This window comes from Vreelandella sulfidaeris (genome assembly GCF_042429665.1).
Taxonomy (GTDB): domain Bacteria; phylum Pseudomonadota; class Gammaproteobacteria; order Pseudomonadales; family Halomonadaceae; genus Vreelandella.
This window is the reverse complement of sequence record NZ_JBHMAC010000010.1, coordinates 1,377,853-1,398,219: the sequence shown is the minus strand read 5'-3', so window position 1 is coordinate 1,398,219 and position 20,367 is coordinate 1,377,853. Positions and strand designations below refer to the sequence as shown.

Genomic DNA, 20,367 nt, shown 5'->3' with positions numbered 1-20,367 from the left:
AAGCGATTTTTGCTACTCTTGACTTCTTTCACCCCCTCCCCCGCTGACGTAAGGAGCGTTCAATGAGCGATACCGATCTTGGCAGCTTGAATGCCCAGACCTTAGCTCGCTTGTTTGAGAATGGCGAAGCCTCTCCGTTAGAAGCGACACGCGCCGCACTTGAACGGATCGACCGCTTCAACCCCGCTGTTAACGCTTACGTTTATGTGGACGCCGAAGGTGCAGAAGCGGCAGCGAAGGCTTCAGCCCGCCGTTGGGGGCAAGGTCAGCCACTTAGCCCCATTGATGGAGTGCCTATATCATTAAAAGATTTAACCCAGGTGGCCGGTATGCCGTGTCGAGCCGGGTCGCTTACCTCTTCTGAGGCGTTATGCGACACCGACGCGCCTCCGGCACGCATGCTGCGCGAAGCGGGAGCGGTGATACTAGGTAAAACCAACACGCCTGAATTTGGCTGGAAAGCCGTCACTGATAACCGTGTTTTTGGCGCGACCACCAACCCATGGGATACCCGTTTAACACCTGGCGGTTCCTCTGGCGGGGCCGCGGTAGCCGCCGCCCTGAACATGGGCGTTCTGCATCAGGGCGGTGATTCAGGCGGCTCGATTCGTATCCCCGCCGCGTTCACCGGCGTGTTTGGTTTTAAGCCGACTTACGGCTGGACCCCACAATGGCCGCCCGCCAAAGAGCCAAGCCTTTCACACTTGGGGCCAATCACGCGTACTGTGCGCGATGCGGTAAGCATGCTGAATGTAATGGGACGTTATGATTACCGTGACCCTTATGCCACACGCGGCCAGCCAGAGTGTTGGGGGGTCGACCTGGACAAAGGACTCGCCGGGTTGCGAATCGGTTACTCGCCTGATCTTGGCTATGCCAATGTCGACCCACAAATTGCCCAGCGTGTAAGGGAAGCAGCGGACAGGCTGGAAGCGTTAGGGGCGGAAATAGTCGAAGTGAATCCTGACTTTTGTTCGCCAATCGACACCTTTCGCAAGCTGTGGTTTACCGCTTCTTTAGAACAGTGGTCACAAATGGATCAACATCAGCGTACGCTTTTAGACCCTGGCATGGTGGCAAATGCACGTGTAGCGGAGCCTTGGAAAGCAGTGGAATTATTTCGGGCGTTAGCCGATCGAGCAGCATTAACCCAACGTTTGGAGCAATTTAATCAAGAGTACCATTTGCTGATGACGCCCTCGGTTCCTATTGCGCCGTTTGAAATCAATCAGGAAGTGCCCCCAGGCAGCGATATGCAGGACTGGGAAGAGTGGGCGCCCTTCAGCTATCCCTTTAATCTTAGCCAGCAGCCCGCTGCGTCAGTACCCTGCGGGTTTACCGATAAAGGTTTACCGGTCGGCTTTCAACTGGCCGGCGGCAAGTATGATGATGTCCGTGTGTTACGGGCCTGCCATGCCTACATGGAAGCCCATCCGCCGCGCTTTCCCAGCGTGCCTGATCCGGCCCAGTACGCGTAGCGCATTAGCTTTAACAAGGCAGCAATAGCGCCGCATAACCCCGGCCCGGTATGGCACCTGGCGGGGGTTAGCAGTTGAATGATGAAAGGAGTCTGATTACAGGATAGACAGTGCTTCTTCATCCATGACGCCCGACATGCGCACCATAGCAAGCGCTTCATCCAGGCTATCCATCTCTTCAATCATAACAAGTTCATTTTCAAGGCTCACCGGCTGACCCGCCTTGTCAGACAGCAGTTTTTCCAGCGCGGCCACATCCATAGCGTCGTCTAAGTGGTGCACATCTACTGAGGCGCTGTTGCGACCCGGCAAATAAATCGTGCCATTAGAGAAATCCACGGCGTAAGCAATCACCCCAGGAACGATAAAAAACAGTAGCCCAACCCCATTGGCGATAGCGATAGCCGGATCTATATCACCACTCATCTGGCCTTTGCGCTCAGGATGAAACAGCGTACCGCAACCGCTTAAAGACACGATGGATACGCCGATCACGGCGCCTGTTAACCAACGACGAATTGCTAGGTGCATGAAGGTTTCCTCAATCTAAATAATAACGTCAGTCGGGATGATGGGTCGTGACCAAGGGGTTTGCGACCGACTAACACACCATGAAACATCAACAGTTTAACACAGCCCTACCAACACGCAGGGCTTACTGGTACGTCTAATTTTGCCGCATTCCCCTGGAAGCCGTACAATGCCCGCATTCAACGCTAACGGGGCCACTGCCCTGATGTTAAGCACCCGTTCTTAAGCTTTCGTTCTTAAGCACTAGTCTTAAACACTCGTTTCAAGCACTAAGGAGTGCTCACGCTCATGCGCGCCAGCCAATTACTGATCGCCACTTTAAAAGAAACCCCGGCCGACGCCGAAGTCATTAGTCACCAGTTGATGCTACGTGCGGGGATGATTCGTCGCTTAACATCAGGTCTTTATACCTGGTTACCGCTTGGCCTGCGGACACTGCGTAAAGTAGAAGCGATCGTGCGCGAAGAAATGAATCGCGCGGGCGCCCAAGAGGTGCTGATGCCCGCCGTACAGCCGGCGGAACTTTGGCAGGAGTCCGGCCGTTGGGAACAGTACGGACCTGAACTGTTACGCGTTAAAGACCGTCACGATCGCGATTACTGCGTTGGCCCCACCCATGAAGAAGTGATCACCGACCTGGTGCGTAAAGAGATCGCCAGTTACAAGCAGTTGCCGGTTAACTTCTACCAGATCCAGACCAAATTCCGCGATGAGATTCGCCCGCGCTTCGGGGTGATGCGTTCGCGCGAGTTCATTATGAAAGACGCGTACTCTTTCCACCTGGACGAAGCCTCGCTGAAGCAGACCTATCAGGATATGTATGATGCTTATACGCGCATATTTACCCGTTTAGGACTCAATTTCCGCCCAGTTATTGCCGATAACGGCTCCATCGGCGGCACTGGCTCGCATGAGTTCCACGTGCTGGCGGAGTCTGGCGAAGACGATATCGTCTTTTCCACGTCATCTGATTATGCCGCTAACATGGAAAAAGCCGAGGCGCTCGCCGCACCACTTGGCAGCCAGGCTACCCGTGCCGAACCTAGCGAAGAACTGCGTCTGGTCGATACCCCTAATACCAAAACCATTGCCAGTTTGATCGAACAGTTCAAACTGCCGATTGAGAAAACCGTTAAAACGCTCATGGTTCATGCCGCCGAAGGTGGCTTGATCGCCCTGCTGGTGCGTGGCGATCATGAACTGAATGAAGTGAAAGCCGAAAACCTACCCGAGGTGGCGACCCCGCTCACCATGGGCAGTGAAGAAGAAATTCGCGCAAGTGTTGGGGCAGGCCCCGGCTCGCTAGGCCCCATTGGGCTTACCATACCGCTGATTATTGACCGTAGCGTCGCCTTAATGAGTGACTTTGGCGCCGGCGCTAATGTCGATGACAAACACTACTTTGGCATCAATTGGGAGCGCGATGTTGCTCTGCCCAAAATCGTCGACCTGCGTAAAGTGAAAGAAGGCGATCCTTCTCCCGATGGTCAAGGTACGCTCTCTATCAAGCGTGGCATCGAGGTGGGCCATGTATTCCAACTGGGTCAGAAGTATTCTCAGGCCATGAACGCCAATGTACTCGGCGATAACGGTAAAACCAGCCATCCCTGGATGGGCTGCTACGGCATCGGCATTACCCGTGTCGTTGCCGCGGCCATTGAGCAAAACCACGACGACTCCGGCATTATTTGGCCAAACGCCATTGCCCCTTTCCAGGTAGCGCTGGTGCCGATGAATGCGCATAAATCACAGCGTGTACGCGAAGAGTCGGAGCGCCTCTACCAGGCCCTAAGCGCTGCTGGCTTGGATGTATTGCTGGATGACCGTGATACGCGCCCGGGCGTTAAGTTTGCGGACCTGGAACTGATGGGCGTTCCCCATCGCTTGGTGATTGGCGACCGTGGCCTGGATAATGGCGAACTGGAGTACAAGGGACGTCGCGACAGTGACGCCACTATGGTACCGGCTGAGCAAATCATTGATTTCCTGCGTGAGAAAACCAGCTAATCGTATGACGCGAACCACCGCCATTGCGTTTCGGCGGTGGCGAGTGACTAGTGTCGTGTTAGCCATCATGCTGAATAGCAACGTGGGGCCACTGGAGGCGCAGCCATTACCTTCTGGTCTGCGCCCCACTCTCGAGGCTGCCAACCAGTATCAGCAAACCCCTCGCCAGCAGGCGTTAGCAAGGCAGTGGCGTATTCGCATGGACGCGCCACTGTCACGATTTATTGGCGATCCTATCGCACGCCAAACGCTGCTTACGCGGGTTTACCAAGAGGCCAGGTTAGCCAACCTGCCGCCGGAGTTGGTACTCGCGTTGATTCAGGTAGAGAGCGCTTTTAAACCAGATGCCATCTCCTCGGCGGGCGCGATCGGGCTGATGCAAATCATGCCTTTTTGGGTAAGCGAGCTAGGGCTACCCATTGACGATCTTACCCACCCTCCGCGCAATCTACGTTATGGCTGTACGATACTGGCGCACTATCTCGCTATCGAACAGGGTGATTTTAGCCGCGCACTAGCACGCTATAACGGCAGCTTGGGTGAAACCTGGTACCCCGAAAGGGTCCTGCATGCATGGCGAGATACCTGGCGCCAGCCACCGCTCTTATAACTCCCCTTCTCTCGTCACAACCGGCTCATCTCCTATAGGGATGACGCCTATCCTCTCTGATGATTATTTTTTTAACTATAGTTGGCGTACCGTTAAGCCAAAAGAATGACTTTCTTTCGCAATCCATACATTATTCATTGCATCACTCTGTCAGCAATTTGTGAGATGCCCATGCGAATACAACCACGAGTCTCTTTTCTTGGCCTACTCAACGCCAATAGAGGCCATCTATTGTGGTCGGCGATGCTACTGGCGACGTCGGTCGAGGCTGCACAAATAACGCTAAGCAATGCTGACGGGCAGCCTCTTGAAGATGCAGTTGTAGAGGTTTATTACGATGCCACGTCCGTAGAGACCGGGGCGCCCTCACAAGAGCAAAATATTTATCAACGCGATGCTGCCTTTGTCCCTCATGTTCTGACAGTGCCTACTGGCAGCTATGTGGCCTTTCCCAATCAGGACACGACACGCCATCACGTCTATTCCTTTTCGCCGGCCAACACCTTTGACTTAAACCTTTACCTGCAGGAAACGCCGCCGCCGGTGCTCTTCGACCAGGCGGGCGTCGTGGTGTTGGGCTGCAATATCCACGATCAGATGCAAGCCTTTATCGTGGTCAGTGATGCTCCCTTCGTGGCTAAAACCGGCAATGACGGCACACTCACTCTGCCAACGCTGCCCCCGGGTGACCATCGCCTACGGGTATGGCATCCCTTGCTTGATGACAATCAGCAAAACTGGTGGACAGGGACGATCACCGACAGTGACCAACTAACGATAAATCTAGAGCTCAATGCGTTACCGCCCCCTTCACCCCCTCTATCCCCCCTACAGCAACGTTTTAAAGATGCCGGTTAGGTGCGCATGGGGCTTGAAGTTACAACCGTATAAAACGGCTATAGTGAGGTTGCCATGCGTTTTAGAACGCGCCTGATGCTCGTCATGCTCACGGTGGTGATGGTCTCGCAAATCGCCACCGGAGTGGCGTTTCTACGGGCAACTCAAAACGACGTGATCACCAAAGGCTCGCAGCGTTTAGAAGTGGGCGCCAACGTCTTCAACCAGCTGCTGGAAGCCCGCGGTGACCAGCTAACCAACAATGTCGCCATTTTGGCTGGGGATTTCGGTTTTAAAAGCGCGGTTTCCTCTCAGGATACCGATACACTCTACTCTGTACTGGCCAACCATGGTGACCGAGCCAAGGCCGATATCGTGTTACTTAGCGATATTAACGGCGCTATTTTAGCCAGCAGTCACCACGCGAAACATAGCTCGATGCCTTTTCCCCAACTGTTCGAGCGCGCCCGCCAGGAAGGCTCCGCAGTCAGCGTGGTGATCGCCGAGGGCCAACCTTATGAGATTGCCATGCTGCCCGTTCGTGCTCCCCATCTGATTGGGTGGGTCGGCATGGGATTTTTAATCAATGAGAGTTTCACCGAGGAGATCAACGCTCTCACCGGCCTGGACATTAGCGTGGTCAACTACCGTAATAGCGGTGATATTAGCTATCTCGCCAGTACCCATGATGAGTCGTTAGCCGAGCAGTTAATGAACGAGGGCGGCGACGAGTTAAGAGAGGGTGAATACAGCTTACACAGTGAAATGTCACCCGACGCCGAGTACCTTTCTTATGCAAGCCAGCTCTACTCGGATGCCGACAATCAGGCGTATGTGCTACTGCAACTTTCCCGCAACGAGCTGCTCGGCGCATATCGTTCATTACAGTGGCAGCTACTTGGCATTATCGCGTTTATCCTGCTATTTACGGTATTACTTGCTACGTGGAGTGCGCGCAGCATGAGTAAACCTTTGATGGTACTGGCCAAAGCGGCACAGCGGATTGGCCGGGGGGAACGCTTTACCGAGTTACCGATGGGTAGCGAGCGGAGCGAAACGGGTCTGTTGGCCACCACCCTGTTGGCCATGCAGGAAGGCATTGCCGAACGTGAGGCCACTCTTCATCACCAGTCCCGTCATGACCTACTGACCGACCTGCCCAACCGCGTTAGTGCTCAAGAGGATATTGATCTTTATATTCGACGTGGAGAGCCGTTTACCCTGCTGCGCCTTGCTATTAATAACTTTCGCGATATTAACGACACCTTTGGCTATACGCTTGGGGACCACGTGCTAGTGACGCTCGCCAAGCGTTTACAGCAGGTAGATGACTGCGAAAGCCATGCCTATCGCCTGGATGGGGACGAGTTACTGCTTCTCATCAGTCAGTCAAGAAGCGACTTTGCTTGGCGGACGCGTCTTTTCACAACGCTCCACCAGCCCATTGATTTGGATCAATCACCTGTCACGCCATCACTGTCTGCTGGGGAAACCAACTACCCCGATCATGGAGACAGCCCCCAACTACTGCTGCGCCGTGCCGATATAGCGCTCGATATGGCGCGTCGACACCGCCACTCACACCAACGTTATATGGAAGGCCAGGACGAACAGCACTTGCGGCAGCTGACCTTGATTCGTGACCTACAGAATGCCGTCAGTAATGGCGAGCTATGGATGGCGTATCAACCTAAAATCGATTCCCGCACAGGTGTCGTAACCCAATGCGAAGCTTTGATGCGTTGGAGTCATCCCTCACTCGGCTTTGTACCGCCAGATGAGTTTATCGTGTTAGCTGAACGTTCGGGCAACATGCGCATGCTGAGCCAATGGATGCTGACTCATGTTTGTGCTCAGATTCAGGCTTGGCAGCAGCAAGGTTACGCTTTATCGGTGGCGGTTAATCTGTCGGCCAGTGATGTCATGGACTCTCAATTAGGGGGGCACCTGGCAAGTTTGTTTGAACGCTATCAACTCTCCCCAGAGCACCTGAGCATCGAAGTTACCGAAAGTGCCGTCATGCAGGATATAGACGCTGCCATGACCACGTTAATGGAAATCAATCGTCTGGGGCTAAGCATTGCCATCGATGATTACGGCACTGGCTACTCGTCGTTGGCGCAAATTAAACGCCTGCCTGTCGATGAACTCAAGATTGATAAATCCTTTGTGCTGGCCATCGATTCTGAAAAAGACGACTTAACCATTGTCCGCTCAACTATCGAGATGGGGCATAGTTTAGGCCTGCGTCTAGTTGCTGAGGGCGTCGAAAATCGCGCCAGTGCTGAGCTTCTGAGCAAGCTCGGCTGCGACTATTTACAGGGCTACTGGCTAGCCAAGCCGATGCAGAACGACCAACTCATCGAATGGCTGAACAACTTTACGCCGATTTCGCTTCCTCATCCCGAGTCATCTTCCTTAGAGACCCTGTAGAGATTGCTATGACGTTCCACTCGTATTCGCTATCCCGATCATTTTCCAGCTGCCTCGTGGCCTCTTTGCTTGCTCTTGGTTTAGCGCTTGTTGCCAGTCCCTCCTTTGCCGGTAGCCGTATTTTAGCGACGGGAGCAGTGAGCGCAATTGAAGGCGCCGCCGGAGGAGGACTCTCGCCGTGGGCGGTGCTTTCAAGCACCGCCAGCGAGCAGGAAGTAGGCATAACCGCCGCCACAACGCGCGCCTGGGTTGACGACTACAGGTTAACGGTGACAGGCGCCAGTCTTAACTTATATGACCGCCTTGAAGTCTCGGTGGCCCGCCAAACACTTGACCTGTTAACCCTGGGTGGCGAATTGGGCCAGGATATTTACGCCGCTAAAGTACGTCTATTCGGTGATGTGCTCTATCACCCGTTGGGCATTTGGAGTGTAGGGGCGCAACATAAGCAACTGGTTGACGGCAGTATTCCAACCGCCCTGGGTGCCCACGACACCCAAAGCACCGATGTTTATCTCAGTGCCAGCAAGCTGTTATTCAGTGCGATCGCCGGACGTAATGTGCTGCTCAACGCCACGCTTCGCAATACTGCCGCCAACCAAGGGGGGTTACTCGGTTTTGGCGGCGATCAAGGTGGTCGCTCGTGGGTCGCTGAGGGAAGTGTGGGTGTGTTTATTACCCCGCAATGGATCATTGGGGCGGAGTATCGTCAAAAACCCGATAACTTAAGCGTCGCCAAAGAAGATGACTGGCAAAGCCTTTACTCAGCCTATTTTTTTAATAAGCACCTATCACTAACCGGCGCATGGCTAGATTTAGGCGATATTGCTGGTTTGCCGTCCCAACGTGGCGGGTATTTGTCCCTTCAGGCGGCTTTTTAAACAGCCACTTGTGATGTCCCATGATCCACTCATAAGGAACACCCCATGCGCCGCTTTTTTATGGCTTTGCTGCTGGTTAGCGCAGCTCTTGTGTTGACCGCGTGTGCCCATCATCAAACGACTTTATATGATCGGCTTGGTGGGTTAACGACGATTGATGCGGTGGTCGAAAATTTACTGTACCGCATTGCCGATGATGAAGACATGGTAGGTTTTTTTGCCAATACTAATATCGATTTCTTTGCCGAATCGCTTGCCAGCAAGTTGTGTGAGGTCAGCGACGGCCCCTGCCAATACGAAGGCCCGTCAATGGAGCGTGCCCACCAGCACATGGGGCTAACAGACGTTCATTTTAATCGTTTGGTGGAGCACCTCGACGCCGCGATGCAGGCTGAAGATATATCGCTAGGCGTGCGCAATGAGCTTTTAGGCAGGCTCGCCCCGATGTATGCCGATGTGATGCGTCTCCAATAATCCTTGATTCAGTATCAACAACAAAAAAAGCCAGCCCAAAGTGGGCTGGCAACAGAAGGCTTACTGATGGGCAAGCCTTCTCCCCTGACAAGGTACTGGAGGGCGACTAGGCTACTTTTTGCGCGTCTCTTTTCGCATGTAACCGCGAACCACAAAGCCTATCCACCCCACCATGAAAGCGATCATTAACGCGACGGTAACCAACCCAAATATGACTGTTTTGTCCCAATACATAGCGACCCCTCCCGTCGTGTTGTATGCATTCATACTAGCTACACAACGACGGGGGAATGCTGATATAGATCAAGTTAACTGAGGCAGGAGAAGGCAGTTAAAGCGGAAATTGATACTGATCAGTTTTTTTAGCAGCTAAAGCACCTTGCGATCTTCTACCTTGCTGTGCTCGGTACCGGGCGGCAGTGGATGGCCTTTGGCAAGCTCGGCACGAGTAGCGTCGCGCACGTCCAGAATAGTTACCTGATAGTTAAGCGTGCGCCCGGCCAGAGGGTGGTTGGTATCGACGGTGACGCGGTCGCCATTGACGTCAAGCACCGTGACAATCTGCGGTCCGGCTTCGCCCTCGGTTTGAAAACGGCTGCCGGGTTCCAAATCAGCGTTTCCAAAAGAGCCACGGCTAACTTCCTGCACCAGAGCTTCATTGCGTACACCGTAGGCATCGGCGGGCATTAGCTGAACGCTCAGCACGGCGCCCACTGTTTGTCCTGCTAACGCACTCTCCAGCCCTGACACGATATTGTCGTGGCCATGTAAGTACTCTAGCGGCTTGTTACGCGCCTGGGAGTCGTCCAATACCTGCTTGCTGCCATCATTGAGCACGTCGCTAAGAATATAGTGCAAGGTCACTACCTGATGCGCCGTAATCGACATGAAAAACTCCTCTTCGGTAAGCTGTCGGCTTTATCGTAAACTATTGATGCAGTTTACCACTTGGCTAAAGCCAACGTCTTTCCAGGAGTAGCGCTTAATGCAGAGCCCCACCCCCCAACGCAGTTGGTTTGCTGCGCTGGCGATTTATGGTCGTGCCCCCGTTATTACCATGTTGTTTCTAGGGTTTTCCGCCGGCCTCCCGTTTCTGCTGGTGTTCTCAACACTATCAGCCTGGTTACGCAGCGACGGTGTCGAAGTCGCAGCGATCGGCTTTTTTGCCTGGATCGGCATGCTCTACTCAATCAAGTTTTTCTGGGCGCCGGTGGTAGATCGATTGGCGCTGCCTGTCATTACCCGCGCGTTTGGCCAACGCCGCGGCTGGATGCTGTTAGCCCAGGCCACGATTGCTGCTGGCCTGGTGGGGCTTGCCAGTGTAAGCCCAGTGGGCAATCTTGGCTGGGTGGCGCTATGTGCGCTGCTGGTCGCGTTTGGCTCGGCGACGCAGGATATTGCGATAGACGCTTACCGAATTGAGTCCGCAGACGACGACGTACAAGCCGCTATGTCCTCAACCTATATCATTGGTTACCGCGGTGGCCTGCTCGCCGCCGGTGCCGGAGCGCTTTATATTGCCGCCTCCTCGTCCTGGCATGCGGCCTATCTCAGCATGGCGGCGCTAATGAGCATTGGTGTGATTACCGTGCTTCTGCGCCCGGAGCCACAGCGAGCCTCATTATCTATTCAACTGATCCATGAGCCCAAAGTAAGCGCGTTTATTCGCGCTAGCCGAGGCAAACCCAAGATAGTTCGACGCATAGGTGCTTGGAGTATTGGCGCGCTTGTCTGCCCGTTTACCGATTTCTTCCACCGCTTTGGAGTGAAAGCGCTGTGGATCCTGGTCTTCATTGCGGTGTTTAGAATTAGCGATCTGGCGATGGCCTCCATGGCCAATCCACTCTATATCGACGTGGGCTTTTCATTGGCAACGATTGCTAACGTGACCAATATTTTTGGCATCGCGATGAGCATTGCCGGAGGCTTATTAGGCGGGCTGTTAGTGGCACGCTACGGTATCGGCCCGTTGCTGATCTTTGGCGCGGGGCTGGTCATGGTCACCAATCTATTGTTTGCGGCATTAGCGGTGGTGGGTAACGTCCTACCTATGCTGGTAATTACCATCATCGGCGATAACCTTGCGAATGGCTTGGCCAGTGCAGTATTTATCGCGTTTCTATCAAGCCTTACCTCACGCGCCTACACCGCAACACAATACGCGCTGTTCTCGTCGCTTATGACGCTGCCGGGGAAATTCTTAAGCGGCTTTGGCGGGCTGGTGGTCACCTCTCAGGGCTACCCGAGCTTTTTTGTTATCGCCACCCTGCTAGGACTACCCGCCATTGTGTTAGCGATTTGGATAAGCCGAGACAAACAGCTAGTGCCGACGCCAAATTATAATAATAATTAAACTAGAGAACGCTATCCATAAGACGTTGATTAACGTAATGAGCGCAGGCCAGACAAGGCGAAATTAACCGAAAAAGCGCAGTTTACATGTAGTAAATGAGCATTTTGAGGTTAATTTCAACGCAGTATGGGCAAGCGCAATAGTTAATCAAGGCTTAATGGCGGTGTGTTTCGAGCCAATCCAAAGCTCCTGGCGTGGTCCGCCACTGATCACGCATCAAGGTGCGGTACTGCCAGGCTTCCGCCCTGGAGCCTGGGTCAACCTGCCCATCAGGATGGGGCATCGAAGGCCGTGGATTCTCGGCACAAATCAACTCCAACGCATAGCGGTTATGCCCAAGCACTTCGCCAAGTGCTGACTCGGCAGCGTCTTGTTGCTCTAAACGGTAAAGCGCCAATGTTTTGCCCATCAGCAATCCAAGCACTAATGAGCCATCATCGTCATCGTTATCTTCCGCCAGCGCGAGCGCTTCTTCGTTGCGATCGTCGCGCAGCAGTTGATCTAGCACCAACTCGCGAAGCCCCAAACTATCTTCCTGGTCGATAAGCAGCAGCTCCTCGGCCAGTTCACGCGAGTGCTGGCGTGCGCCGCGCTCCATGCCAACCACTAGCGCCAACCCGGTACGCAGCAGAATGGCATTATCGGCATCATCCCAGCACAGGCTGCCCTCTCCTTCTGCCCGGGCTTGCGCCAGCCAACGCGACAGGCGCAGCGCCAGCGGCTCTAGTAAGCTCGGCGCCATCCAGGGCAGGCTACCAAAGCGGCTGGTCAATGCCAGCGTTAAATCTTGCACGACTTGGGGAGCATCAAGCCACTCAGGGTGGGCACAAAGCGCAGACATCCACTCAATGGCGTTTTCCCATGGATCATCACGAAAACCCAACGCGACGTCTTCATCGACCAGCACCTGGAATTGCTCATGCCAGGCGGCAAACAGCGTCGCTTCACGCGCGCTTGAGTGATAAAGCAGCCGCTCACTACTTGCGTCTGCCTGAATATCAATTTTTGGTGCAATCGGCAACGCCGCCAGCAGCGCTTGCAGGCCGACCAGAGGCGTCGCCAAGTCCTCTTCTGCACTGAGCAACTGATCGGCAAGCGTGGCGCCCGGGTTCTCCGCCAACGCCGCCAGAAACTCCAGTTGATCTTCCTCAAGCTCGCCCTGGCGAACCAGGCGGCGATACCAGAAGTTAGCTCGCTCTTTCGCTTCCTGCTCGTGACCTTCATGCAGCAGGAGCATCGCTTCAATGTAAGCAAGCGTGGGCGAATCAGGCAGCGCCTGCTGGGCCTTCACAAAGGCTCCACGAGCGCTGTCCAAGTCATCATTGTCCAGGTGCATCAAGCACAAGCGCTCAAGCGCCACGCCACGTAAAAACAGCGGCCCACGCTCCATGACATCGTCAAGCAGGTCGGCACGCTTGCGGTTAAAGCCACGCTCTTGGTAAATATCCAGCAGGATTTCAAAGGCCGGCTCAGCCTGGTCGGGCAGACGCGACCAGTCACTGCCATCAAAGAGGGACTCCAGAATCTGCATGGCACGCCCTGTCTGGCCGCCTTCAGCCGCGATCAAACCAGCCTCGAGTAGTGCTTGTGGCGGGGCCTGCTGGCTATCCAGCGCCGCTTTCAGGGTGGCCCCTTTCCATTCACGCAGCGACAACATCCACATCATCTGATCGGGAATATCAGTAGGAAATTCAACCTTATAGCAGCACTGTTTGAATTTGCGTCCGGAGTCACACCAGCACGGCTCGTTACGCCCCGGCGTGGCGAGAGGCTCACAGGCAAACTCAAGCCGCTCCAGCGGGGTTTGCGACCATAGTACTGGCGCTAACGCCTGCGCCATTACGACATCACCCTGAAAGGCGTCCGCGCCTTTAGCGCGCACCCAGGTCATGAAATCCGGATAGTGTTCTTGTTGCCTGATTGCCGAGAGTGCCCCGGAGGCAAATCCCAGCAGCTGATCGACCCATACCGCCAGCATTGCCGTCTCCACTGTCTTTGAAAAGCGTGTTTAAAAAGCGCCATAGTTTAGCATGCCCCCGACGGTTCACGCAGAGACGATTGGCGACAACCATACAGGCTGCTAGAGTTCGGTGACGTGAGCAAAACATGCAGTGTTTGAATCGTCTGGAGTAATGCAATGAGCCAACTGACCGTTATCCTCTGCCAAGGCCAGGCGATAACGCCCTATTTATCAGCCCTTGCCCGTCTGCGCATTCGGGTATTTCGTGATTTTCCCTACCTCTACGATGGCGAACTAAATTACGAAGCAGAATATTTAAGTCGCTACGCAGACAATCCAGATAGTTTATTCGTCCTGGCCTTCGACGCAGAAAATCTGGTGGGGGCAGCCACCGGTCAGCCATTGAAAGACGAAGTAGATGAGTTTCGCCACCCATTTGAGGTTCATGGCATTCCGCCCGAGGGTGTTTTCTACTATGGCGAATCCGTGCTGCTTCACGCGTATCGCGGAAGCGGCGTTGGCAAGCGCTTTCTAGCCGAGCGTGAAGCCCACGCTCGGCGGCAAGGGTTTGATTTGGCGGCCTTCTGTGCGGTAGAGCGCCCAACAGATCATCCTGACAAACCTGCTGGCTACCGCCCGCTTCATGCTTTCTGGAACGCCCAAGGCTACCAACGCCACGGCGAGCTCACCACAACGTTCGCCTGGCGAGACATTGGCGAAACGGATGAACGCGATAAGCCAATGGTATTTTGGCTGAAAACCCTCACCGATTAACTCACTCGTCCCGCTTGATTAAGCCCACTCAAGTAAAGGACGGGTGCGCTCATGCATATCCAAACGGGCACCCAACCGGACCAGATTCCAGTAGTGGCCGTTCAATGCCCGGGAGAGCAACAGCGTGTCGGCAGGTGGCTGAAGCCGGTCCATGGCGGCCCATACTTTCGGGGTCAGCTCGCGCAATCGGCGATGTACGCGCACGTCACTGAAATCCTGTTCACCGGGTTCAAACAGCGGCGCAATACACTCCGCCGACTCACGATAAAGCGCTAGCGGCGCCCCCTGCCCCTGGCGACCGCCCATTTGCATTAGGGCTTCATCCATCCCCATGGCATCGTGTTTCAAGGTCGCATCAAGCAGTTGCATCATGGCTTTTAATCGGGCATCGGGCACCGCAATTACCGCGCCCAGATCGTAGATCACCAAGCGACCGTCTGCATCAGCGGCAAAATTGCCAGCGTGAGGGTCGGCATGCAGCTCGCCGTAGGTAAATAGCTCTTCTGTAATCCAATCCGCCAATGCCTGCGCGATGCTCTGCCGGGTTGCATCATCGGCATCCGCCAAATCGCGCATTGGGGTGCCTGCCACGTAGCGCATCGCCAGCACATGTTGGCCGGAAAGTTTAGGCAGGGGCTCTGGGATCACTAAACGTGGGTTGTCGTGATAGCGCTCACGGTAGCGGGCGAGCGCCTGCGCTTCTGCATGATAGTCCAACTCCCCTCTAAGGCTTTCGGCAAGCTCCTCAAAGAGTGCATCTAGCCGTGCTTGAGGCACCTTGAACCAGCGGCCTAAGCGCATAATCCGCCGTACCTGCACCAAATCGCTCTCAAGCACGTCGGCCAAGCCTGGGTACTGCACCTTGAGTACAATCACTTCGCCTTCATGAGTGGTCGCACGGTGCACTTGCCCCATGGAGGCGCTGGCAAACGGGCGTTCCTCAATATGACTGAAATAGTGGTCGATATCGCCATACTGCAAAATCAGCGCTTCACGGATGCGTGGCCAAGGCATCGGCTCCGCCTGGCGCTGCAAACGAGCAAGTTCCTCAGCAAGGTCAGGGGGCAGTAAGTCATCCCACTGGGACATCACTTGCGCAAGCTTCATGGCCGGCCCTTTCAGCTCAGAAAGCCCTTCAAACAGCGCTTCGCCAAGCGCCCGCCAATCCGCCTGACCACCCAGGCGTGTTTTCAACATTGCCCCACCGGTACGCGCGCCCAACCCCATCAAACGCCGTGTTCTGCCTCGTTCACGCATTGGTTATGCCCCTTAAGATGCTGCTCATACAAACTATTTGTACATAATTTATACAACTTAGCAGTATTAGCTATTTATCGCATCACTCTACCTAGCACGCTTCAAGTAAACCAGAGCTAGTTAGGGTCTGCTACCATAGACGTCATCAACGGATTCGATGAAGGCTTCACCGCTATGCGCCTGATAATTGCCGAAAAACCCAGCCTTGCTCAAGCCATCGCAGAAGCACTTCCTGGCACAAGCAAGCGCCAAGAAGGTGCCGTCGTGTGCGGTGATACAACGGTCACCTGGTGTCTGGGGCATTTATTGGAGCAGGCACCGCCAGAAACCTATGATCCCGCCGACAAACAGTGGCGGCTCGACCGGCTACCCATTGTGCCGCAGCAGTGGAAACTGCTGCCCCGCCCAAAAGCGCGCGGCCAACTGGCGGTGATTCGCAAGTTGATCAAGCAAGCCACGGATGTAGTGCACGCTGGTGACCCGGACCGCGAAGGTCAGTTGCTGGTGCAGGAAGTGATTGAGCACATGAAGTACCGCGGCCCGGTGCAGCGGTTGCTGATCAGTGACCTTAATAAACCTGCCGTGAGTCGAGCACTCGCCAAGCTGCAATCCAATGCCGAGTTCCAGCCGCTTTTTCAGGCAGCTCAGGCCCGCTCCCGCGCTGACTGGCTGTATGGCATTAACTTGACCCGTGCCTGGACGCTGACCGGCCGCCAGGCAGGCCACGACGGCGTGCTTTCCGTTGGCCGCGTGCAAACGCCGGTATTAGGCCTGATCGTGCGCCGCGACAACGCCATCCGTGATTTCAAGCCGCACCCGTTTTACCCGCTTTGGGTGGATCTGAAGGTCACTCAGGGTCAACTGCGTGCCTGGTGGGCACCCAAAGAGCATGAACCGCTGGATGAACAAGGCCGCTTGATTGACCGCAGTCCCGCCGATGCGCTGGCGGCCCAACTGCCTGGAGCGACAGGGCAACTGAGCAAGCTTGATCAACAGGAAAAACGTCAGGCGCCGCCGCTCCCCTATTCGCTTTCTGCGCTTCAGGTAGATGCTGCGCGCCGTCATGGTCTCTCTGCACAAATGGTACTGGATATTTGCCAGCGACTTTATGAGCGCCACAAACTGATTACCTACCCGCGTTCGGACTGCCGCTACCTGCCCGAGGAGCATCTTCAGTTAGCCCAGCGCAGCCTGGCTAGCGCCTGCCAAAACGATTCAGCGCTACAGCAGTGGCTGAAGGGGGCGGATTTCACCCTGCGCTCCAAAGCCTGGAACGATAAACAGGTGGGCGCCCACCACGCTATTGCGCCCACCGGCAAGCCTGCCGATTTCAGCCAGCTTTCCGACACCGAAGGTCACGTATTTCGGCTGGTGGTGCGCAACGTGATGGCGCAGTTCTACCGGCCACTGCGCACCTTTGAAGTCAAAGCCGAGTTTATCCTGCTTAACGAGGCCTTCCGCGCCCGTGGCCAAAGCATTCTCGACCCCGGTTGGAAACCGCTGTTTACCACCAAGGAAGAGGCCCCGCCGCTGCCATCGCTTACCGAAGGTGAAACCTGTCAGGCACTTGGCGCCGGTGTTGAGGAGAAAGAGACCCGACCACCGGAGCCGTTTACGGACGCTAGCCTCATCAAGGCGATGATGAACATTGGCCGCTACGTGGACGACCCCGCCGTACGCCGTACATTGCGCGACACCGATGGACTAGGCACCGAGGCTACCCGGGCCGGCATTATTGAAACGCTGGTGCAGCGCGGTTATCTGGTGCGCCAGCAAAAAGCGCTGCGCGCCACCAAGCTTGGCACCGCCCTGATCGCTGCCCTGCCCAGCGCCGTGAGTACACCCGAGCGCACCGCGTTATGGGAGCAGCGCTTGCGCGCCATTTCCGAACGCCACGATGACCCCGGCGCTTTCCAGCAGGCACTGCTTGAAGACCTGCGTGCCCTGCTTGGCCAAAGCGATGCGGGAAAGCTGCGGCAAAGTCTGCAAAGTGCCCAAGGCGAGGCTGGCGGCCCGGCGAAGCGCGCTGGCAAGCCAAGAAAGCGCTATACAAAACGTAAAAGTACCGGCGCGAGAAAAAAGACGAGTTGAAAACTGCTCGTTGATTACGCTTTTTATCCAAATGATCAGGAATAAACGGATTGCTGGTAATTTAGCTAAAGCAAGATAACGGTATAAACATTATAGTGATTCATCATTATGAGAGCGTGCATAAGCCTCCCGGAATCGACCGAACCCAATCGCGAATAGCCAGAATCGTCGGGTCCTGTTGTCGACTTTCCGGATAGACCAAAAAGAATGGCTTGCCATCAAATTCAGGGCCAAAAGGTTGTACCAGGCGCCCATCTTCCAGCTCATCCCTAATCAATTGGCGGCTCATCAGCGCAACGCCCTGCTCACCAATGGCAGCAGAAATGGCATGTGTTTCGTCCGAAAATACCAAACCAGCCGTGACGTCGAGCCCAGGGACCTTTGCCCGTTTCTGCCAAACATCCCAATCGAGTGGTGCCGATACAGCCCCTTGATTACGGAAATGGATCAGCGGATGCAAAGGCAACTGCGTTACCTCATGCAATCCAAGATTAGGGCTACAGGTCGGGATAAAAGTGTTATCAAACAGTTTCTCTGCTGCCAACCCAGGCCAGCGGCCATCGCCATATCGAATGGCCACATCGGCTGTTAACCCATCCAACACTACCGGCTCATGAGAGGCATGAACGCGCAGATCGATATCAGGATGGGAGTCACGCAACAGGCATACCCATGGCAGCAACCATCGCATCGCCACTGCTGGCGTTGTGGAAAGCGTGACAGTCTGTCGAACAGGTACAGCACTCAGTTGATCGACTACATGGCTGATGCTATCAAACGCCGTTTTCAAGGTCTGAAACAGTTCACGCCCCTGAGAAGTCAGCGTTAATTGGCGAGGTTTACGTATAAACAGGGAAACACCCAGCGACGCTTCAAGCCCCCTGATCTGATGACTGATGGCGGTGGCAGTAACGGATAACTCCTGCGCCGCTTGTTTGGCGCTTTCATGGCGGGCAGCCGCTTCAAAAGCGCGAAGTGACGATAGAGAGGGTAAACGGCGCTGGCTCATGAATGAATTATGCTCATCTATAACGGCAAGAAAAGATCGCTTGTTGCGGCTTATAGGCTCAGCCTAAGCTAATCCTGTTGTTAATCATAGATGAATTCAGCTCAGAACAGGAGACTACCATGCCACATATCCTACATATCGATGCCAGCGCCCGTCCTGGCCTTGCGGGCAAAGACCTACACGGTTCGCATAGCCGCCACTTGACCCACCAATTTGTCAGCCAATGGCAAGCACGCCGTCCGCAAGACGAGGTCACCTATCGAGACATAGGCCAACAGCCGCCCACTATTATTAGCCACGACTGGATTGCTTCTGCTTTTAAGCCTGAAGCGCAACGAGAAGCCTGGATGAAGGATGCCCTGTTGGAAAGCGACCAATTGGTGGATGAGTTAGTAGCCGCCGATGTCGTCGTCATTGGAACGCCGCTATATAACTTTGGGATGCCAGCCTCGCTGAAGGCCTGGGTCGACCAAGTGGTGCGGCTAGGCCGAACAGTCGATATCGATGCGGGCAACCCGACCGACCCTTACGCGCCACTACTTACTGATCGGCCAAGACATGCGGTTTTCCTCACGGCTAGAGGTGGTGTCAATATGGCCCCAGATGAAGCAATGGCGCATATGAATCACCTAGAGCCAAACCTAGCCACTGCACTAGCGTTTATTGGGATTAACCGCATTCACACCATTGCCATCGAAGGTCAGGAAGTGGGCGGAGAGGTGCTGGCGAAGTCGATTACTGAGGCAACGCGAAAAGTCGAGCAGCTTGTAGACGACCTGCAGAGGGTGCTGACTGCCACGCCAAGCCTTGAACCAGCGTAGCTGACAATGAGCTTTCTAACGTAAACGACGGTATGGTCAGGTGCGGACGCCCCTTAAATTTGAACAACCGCACCTGACCTCATAGAGATTTTAATCGGCAGTCGAAAGCGCCAGATAGTATGTATGACTAAATCAGCATATTACCTACCAAACCGAGCAGAAAGCCTACCACTGCCCCCAGCGCCGGCATGCCCTGGTTGCTGATCTTTGCGCTTGGCGCAATGTCCTGGAAAACCAGATAAAGAATACCGGCGCTCGCGAAAAGCATTAATGCACCCAACAACTGTTCATACTGGGATAAAAAGTAAAAGCCTATTGCCGCTGACAAAGGCCCAATCAACGCAAGCCCGCTGAAGGCTAAAATGATGTGATTAGGCCGCATCTTGGCGCTATTGCTTAGCTCTTCGTAAGCATTGAATCCTTCGGGCAAATTTTGCAGCACCATCAAAAGCGCCAGCAATAAGCCCGCCCCGCCCCCAACGGCAAAGGCAGCCCCCAGAGCAATCGCCTCAGGGATAAAGTCCGAGAGCATGGCGACCAGCTGCCCCATGGAGCTATCAAGCTTATTTAAATAGCGATCCAGCCAATAAAAGAACGCCCCGCCAGCAGCAAAACAGAGCGCGGCCGGTAGTGTAGGTAGCACATTGCTACCTTCCGGCACCAGTACCAAGGCAACCGCCGATATAAGCGCACCGCCACCAAAAGCAACTATAAAATGGCGCCAAGCAGGGCCTAACAACGTGGGATGAACAAGGTCAAATCTTGCCAGTAATGCACCCACCGGCATGGCGGCACCGGCAAGCAGTGAAAGAAACAAGATATAAGTAATATTCGCCATAGAATGTTGAGAC

General features: G+C 54.7%; 18 protein-coding genes. 11 read left to right on the top strand and 7 right to left on the bottom strand.

What is annotated here, in order from left to right; all coding sequences use genetic code 11:
- Window positions 1–62 precede the first annotated feature (62 nt).
- Window positions 63–1,478, top strand: a complete 1,416-nt coding sequence (locus ACFFLD_RS11260) for an amidase (protein WP_386040179.1) — start codon at window positions 63–65, stop codon at window positions 1,476–1,478.
- A gap of 96 nt (window positions 1,479–1,574) precedes the next feature.
- Here the strand turns inward: ACFFLD_RS11260 and ACFFLD_RS11255 are convergent, their stop codons facing one another.
- On the bottom strand, window positions 1,575–2,009 hold the full coding sequence (locus ACFFLD_RS11255; RefSeq protein ID WP_386040176.1) for a hypothetical protein: 435 nt from the start codon (window positions 2,007–2,009) through the stop codon (window positions 1,575–1,577).
- Between the two features lie 288 nt (window positions 2,010–2,297).
- On the opposite strand from ACFFLD_RS11255, the gene ACFFLD_RS11250 reads away from it, so the two are divergent.
- From ACFFLD_RS11250 to ACFFLD_RS11225, 6 genes are all read left to right on the top strand, one after another.
- Window positions 2,298–4,016 (top strand): proline--tRNA ligase, encoded by a 1,719-nt coding sequence (locus ACFFLD_RS11250; RefSeq protein WP_386040174.1) that lies wholly within the window; start codon window positions 2,298–2,300, stop codon window positions 4,014–4,016.
- Between the two features lie 67 nt (window positions 4,017–4,083).
- Window positions 4,084–4,626, top strand: coding sequence for a transglycosylase SLT domain-containing protein (locus ACFFLD_RS11245; RefSeq protein WP_386040449.1), 543 nt, complete (start codon window positions 4,084–4,086; stop codon window positions 4,624–4,626).
- Window positions 4,627–4,797: 171 nt separating this feature from the next.
- The gene (locus ACFFLD_RS11240; RefSeq protein ID WP_386040171.1) at window positions 4,798–5,484 is read left to right on the top strand and encodes a methylamine utilization protein; all 687 of its coding nucleotides are present in this window, start codon (window positions 4,798–4,800) and stop codon (window positions 5,482–5,484) included.
- A gap of 54 nt (window positions 5,485–5,538) precedes the next feature.
- Entirely contained in the window at window positions 5,539–7,896 is a 2,358-nt protein-coding gene (locus ACFFLD_RS11235; RefSeq protein WP_386040169.1) for a putative bifunctional diguanylate cyclase/phosphodiesterase, read from the top strand.
- Window positions 7,897–7,904: 8 nt separating this feature from the next.
- Window positions 7,905–8,777 carry a DUF3034 family protein gene (locus tag ACFFLD_RS11230; RefSeq protein WP_386040167.1) on the top strand — a complete coding sequence of 291 codons (873 nt, stop codon included), beginning with the start codon at window positions 7,905–7,907 and terminating at the stop codon, window positions 8,775–8,777.
- A gap of 45 nt (window positions 8,778–8,822) precedes the next feature.
- On the top strand, window positions 8,823–9,251 hold the full coding sequence (locus ACFFLD_RS11225) for a group I truncated hemoglobin (protein WP_386040165.1): 429 nt from the start codon (window positions 8,823–8,825) through the stop codon (window positions 9,249–9,251).
- A 111-nt stretch (window positions 9,252–9,362) separates the two neighbouring features.
- Here ACFFLD_RS11225 and ccoM read toward each other — a convergent pair whose 3' ends face one another.
- Complete coding sequence (ccoM, locus tag ACFFLD_RS11220) at window positions 9,363–9,485, bottom strand: cytochrome c oxidase subunit CcoM (protein ID WP_386040163.1); 123 nt, start codon at window positions 9,483–9,485, stop codon at window positions 9,363–9,365.
- A 135-nt stretch (window positions 9,486–9,620) separates the two neighbouring features.
- Window positions 9,621–10,139, bottom strand: coding sequence for an FKBP-type peptidyl-prolyl cis-trans isomerase (locus ACFFLD_RS11215; protein WP_386040161.1), 519 nt, complete (start codon window positions 10,137–10,139; stop codon window positions 9,621–9,623).
- A gap of 97 nt (window positions 10,140–10,236) precedes the next feature.
- On the opposite strand from ACFFLD_RS11215, the gene ACFFLD_RS11210 reads away from it, so the two are divergent.
- Window positions 10,237–11,604 (top strand): AmpG family muropeptide MFS transporter, encoded by a 1,368-nt coding sequence (locus tag ACFFLD_RS11210; RefSeq protein ID WP_386040159.1) that lies wholly within the window; start codon window positions 10,237–10,239, stop codon window positions 11,602–11,604.
- Window positions 11,605–11,758: 154 nt separating this feature from the next.
- On the opposite strand, the gene ACFFLD_RS11205 is transcribed toward ACFFLD_RS11210, so the two are convergent.
- Complete coding sequence (locus ACFFLD_RS11205) at window positions 11,759–13,582, bottom strand: SEC-C metal-binding domain-containing protein (protein WP_386040157.1); 1,824 nt, start codon at window positions 13,580–13,582, stop codon at window positions 11,759–11,761.
- Between the two features lie 159 nt (window positions 13,583–13,741).
- On the opposite strand from ACFFLD_RS11205, the gene ACFFLD_RS11200 reads away from it, so the two are divergent.
- Window positions 13,742–14,338 carry a GNAT family N-acetyltransferase gene (locus ACFFLD_RS11200; RefSeq protein WP_386040155.1) on the top strand — a complete coding sequence of 199 codons (597 nt, stop codon included), beginning with the start codon at window positions 13,742–13,744 and terminating at the stop codon, window positions 14,336–14,338.
- An 18-nt stretch (window positions 14,339–14,356) separates the two neighbouring features.
- On the opposite strand, the gene ACFFLD_RS11195 is transcribed toward ACFFLD_RS11200, so the two are convergent.
- A complete protein-coding gene (locus tag ACFFLD_RS11195; protein WP_386040153.1) occupies window positions 14,357–15,595 on the bottom strand; it encodes an ABC1 kinase family protein in 1,239 nt (412 codons plus the stop codon).
- Between the two features lie 174 nt (window positions 15,596–15,769).
- Between ACFFLD_RS11195 and ACFFLD_RS11190 the strand changes: the two genes are divergently transcribed.
- Window positions 15,770–17,686, top strand: a complete 1,917-nt coding sequence (locus ACFFLD_RS11190; protein WP_386040151.1) for a DNA topoisomerase III — start codon at window positions 15,770–15,772, stop codon at window positions 17,684–17,686.
- A gap of 106 nt (window positions 17,687–17,792) precedes the next feature.
- Here ACFFLD_RS11190 and ACFFLD_RS11185 read toward each other — a convergent pair whose 3' ends face one another.
- Window positions 17,793–18,695, bottom strand: a complete 903-nt coding sequence (locus ACFFLD_RS11185) for a LysR substrate-binding domain-containing protein (RefSeq protein WP_386040149.1) — start codon at window positions 18,693–18,695, stop codon at window positions 17,793–17,795.
- A 119-nt stretch (window positions 18,696–18,814) separates the two neighbouring features.
- Here ACFFLD_RS11185 and ACFFLD_RS11180 point away from each other — a divergent pair, with 119 nt between their 5' ends.
- Complete coding sequence (locus tag ACFFLD_RS11180; protein WP_386040147.1) at window positions 18,815–19,516, top strand: FMN-dependent NADH-azoreductase; 702 nt, start codon at window positions 18,815–18,817, stop codon at window positions 19,514–19,516.
- A gap of 127 nt (window positions 19,517–19,643) precedes the next feature.
- On the opposite strand, the gene ACFFLD_RS11175 is transcribed toward ACFFLD_RS11180, so the two are convergent.
- Window positions 19,644–20,354, bottom strand: coding sequence for a ZIP family metal transporter (locus ACFFLD_RS11175; protein ID WP_386040145.1), 711 nt, complete (start codon window positions 20,352–20,354; stop codon window positions 19,644–19,646).
- Window positions 20,355–20,367: the final 13 nt, after the last annotated feature.

Excerpts from the sequence above, each read along its gene's own strand:
- ACFFLD_RS11260 (WP_386040179.1), top strand. The coding sequence starts at position 63 with ATGAGCGATACCGATCTTGGCAGCTTGAATGCCCAGACCTTAGCTCGC.
- ACFFLD_RS11255 (WP_386040176.1), bottom strand. The coding sequence starts at position 2,009 with ATGCACCTAGCAATTCGTCGTTGGTTAACAGGCGCCGTGATCGGCGTA.
- ACFFLD_RS11250 (WP_386040174.1), top strand. The coding sequence starts at position 2,298 with ATGCGCGCCAGCCAATTACTGATCGCCACTTTAAAAGAAACCCCGGCC.
- ACFFLD_RS11245 (WP_386040449.1), top strand. The coding sequence starts at position 4,084 with ATGCTGAATAGCAACGTGGGGCCACTGGAGGCGCAGCCATTACCTTCT.
- ACFFLD_RS11240 (WP_386040171.1), top strand. The coding sequence starts at position 4,798 with ATGCGAATACAACCACGAGTCTCTTTTCTTGGCCTACTCAACGCCAAT.
- ACFFLD_RS11235 (WP_386040169.1), top strand. The coding sequence starts at position 5,539 with ATGCGTTTTAGAACGCGCCTGATGCTCGTCATGCTCACGGTGGTGATG.
- ACFFLD_RS11230 (WP_386040167.1), top strand. The coding sequence starts at position 7,905 with ATGACGTTCCACTCGTATTCGCTATCCCGATCATTTTCCAGCTGCCTC.
- ACFFLD_RS11225 (WP_386040165.1), top strand. The coding sequence starts at position 8,823 with ATGCGCCGCTTTTTTATGGCTTTGCTGCTGGTTAGCGCAGCTCTTGTG.
- ccoM (WP_386040163.1), bottom strand. The coding sequence starts at position 9,485 with ATGTATTGGGACAAAACAGTCATATTTGGGTTGGTTACCGTCGCGTTA.
- ACFFLD_RS11215 (WP_386040161.1), bottom strand. The coding sequence starts at position 10,139 with ATGTCGATTACGGCGCATCAGGTAGTGACCTTGCACTATATTCTTAGC.
- ACFFLD_RS11210 (WP_386040159.1), top strand. The coding sequence starts at position 10,237 with ATGCAGAGCCCCACCCCCCAACGCAGTTGGTTTGCTGCGCTGGCGATT.
- ACFFLD_RS11205 (WP_386040157.1), bottom strand. The coding sequence starts at position 13,582 with ATGCTGGCGGTATGGGTCGATCAGCTGCTGGGATTTGCCTCCGGGGCA.
- ACFFLD_RS11200 (WP_386040155.1), top strand. The coding sequence starts at position 13,742 with ATGAGCCAACTGACCGTTATCCTCTGCCAAGGCCAGGCGATAACGCCC.
- ACFFLD_RS11195 (WP_386040153.1), bottom strand. The coding sequence starts at position 15,595 with ATGCGTGAACGAGGCAGAACACGGCGTTTGATGGGGTTGGGCGCGCGT.
- ACFFLD_RS11190 (WP_386040151.1), top strand. The coding sequence starts at position 15,770 with ATGCGCCTGATAATTGCCGAAAAACCCAGCCTTGCTCAAGCCATCGCA.
- ACFFLD_RS11185 (WP_386040149.1), bottom strand. The coding sequence starts at position 18,695 with ATGAGCCAGCGCCGTTTACCCTCTCTATCGTCACTTCGCGCTTTTGAA.
- ACFFLD_RS11180 (WP_386040147.1), top strand. The coding sequence starts at position 18,815 with ATGCCACATATCCTACATATCGATGCCAGCGCCCGTCCTGGCCTTGCG.
- ACFFLD_RS11175 (WP_386040145.1), bottom strand. The coding sequence starts at position 20,354 with ATGGCGAATATTACTTATATCTTGTTTCTTTCACTGCTTGCCGGTGCC.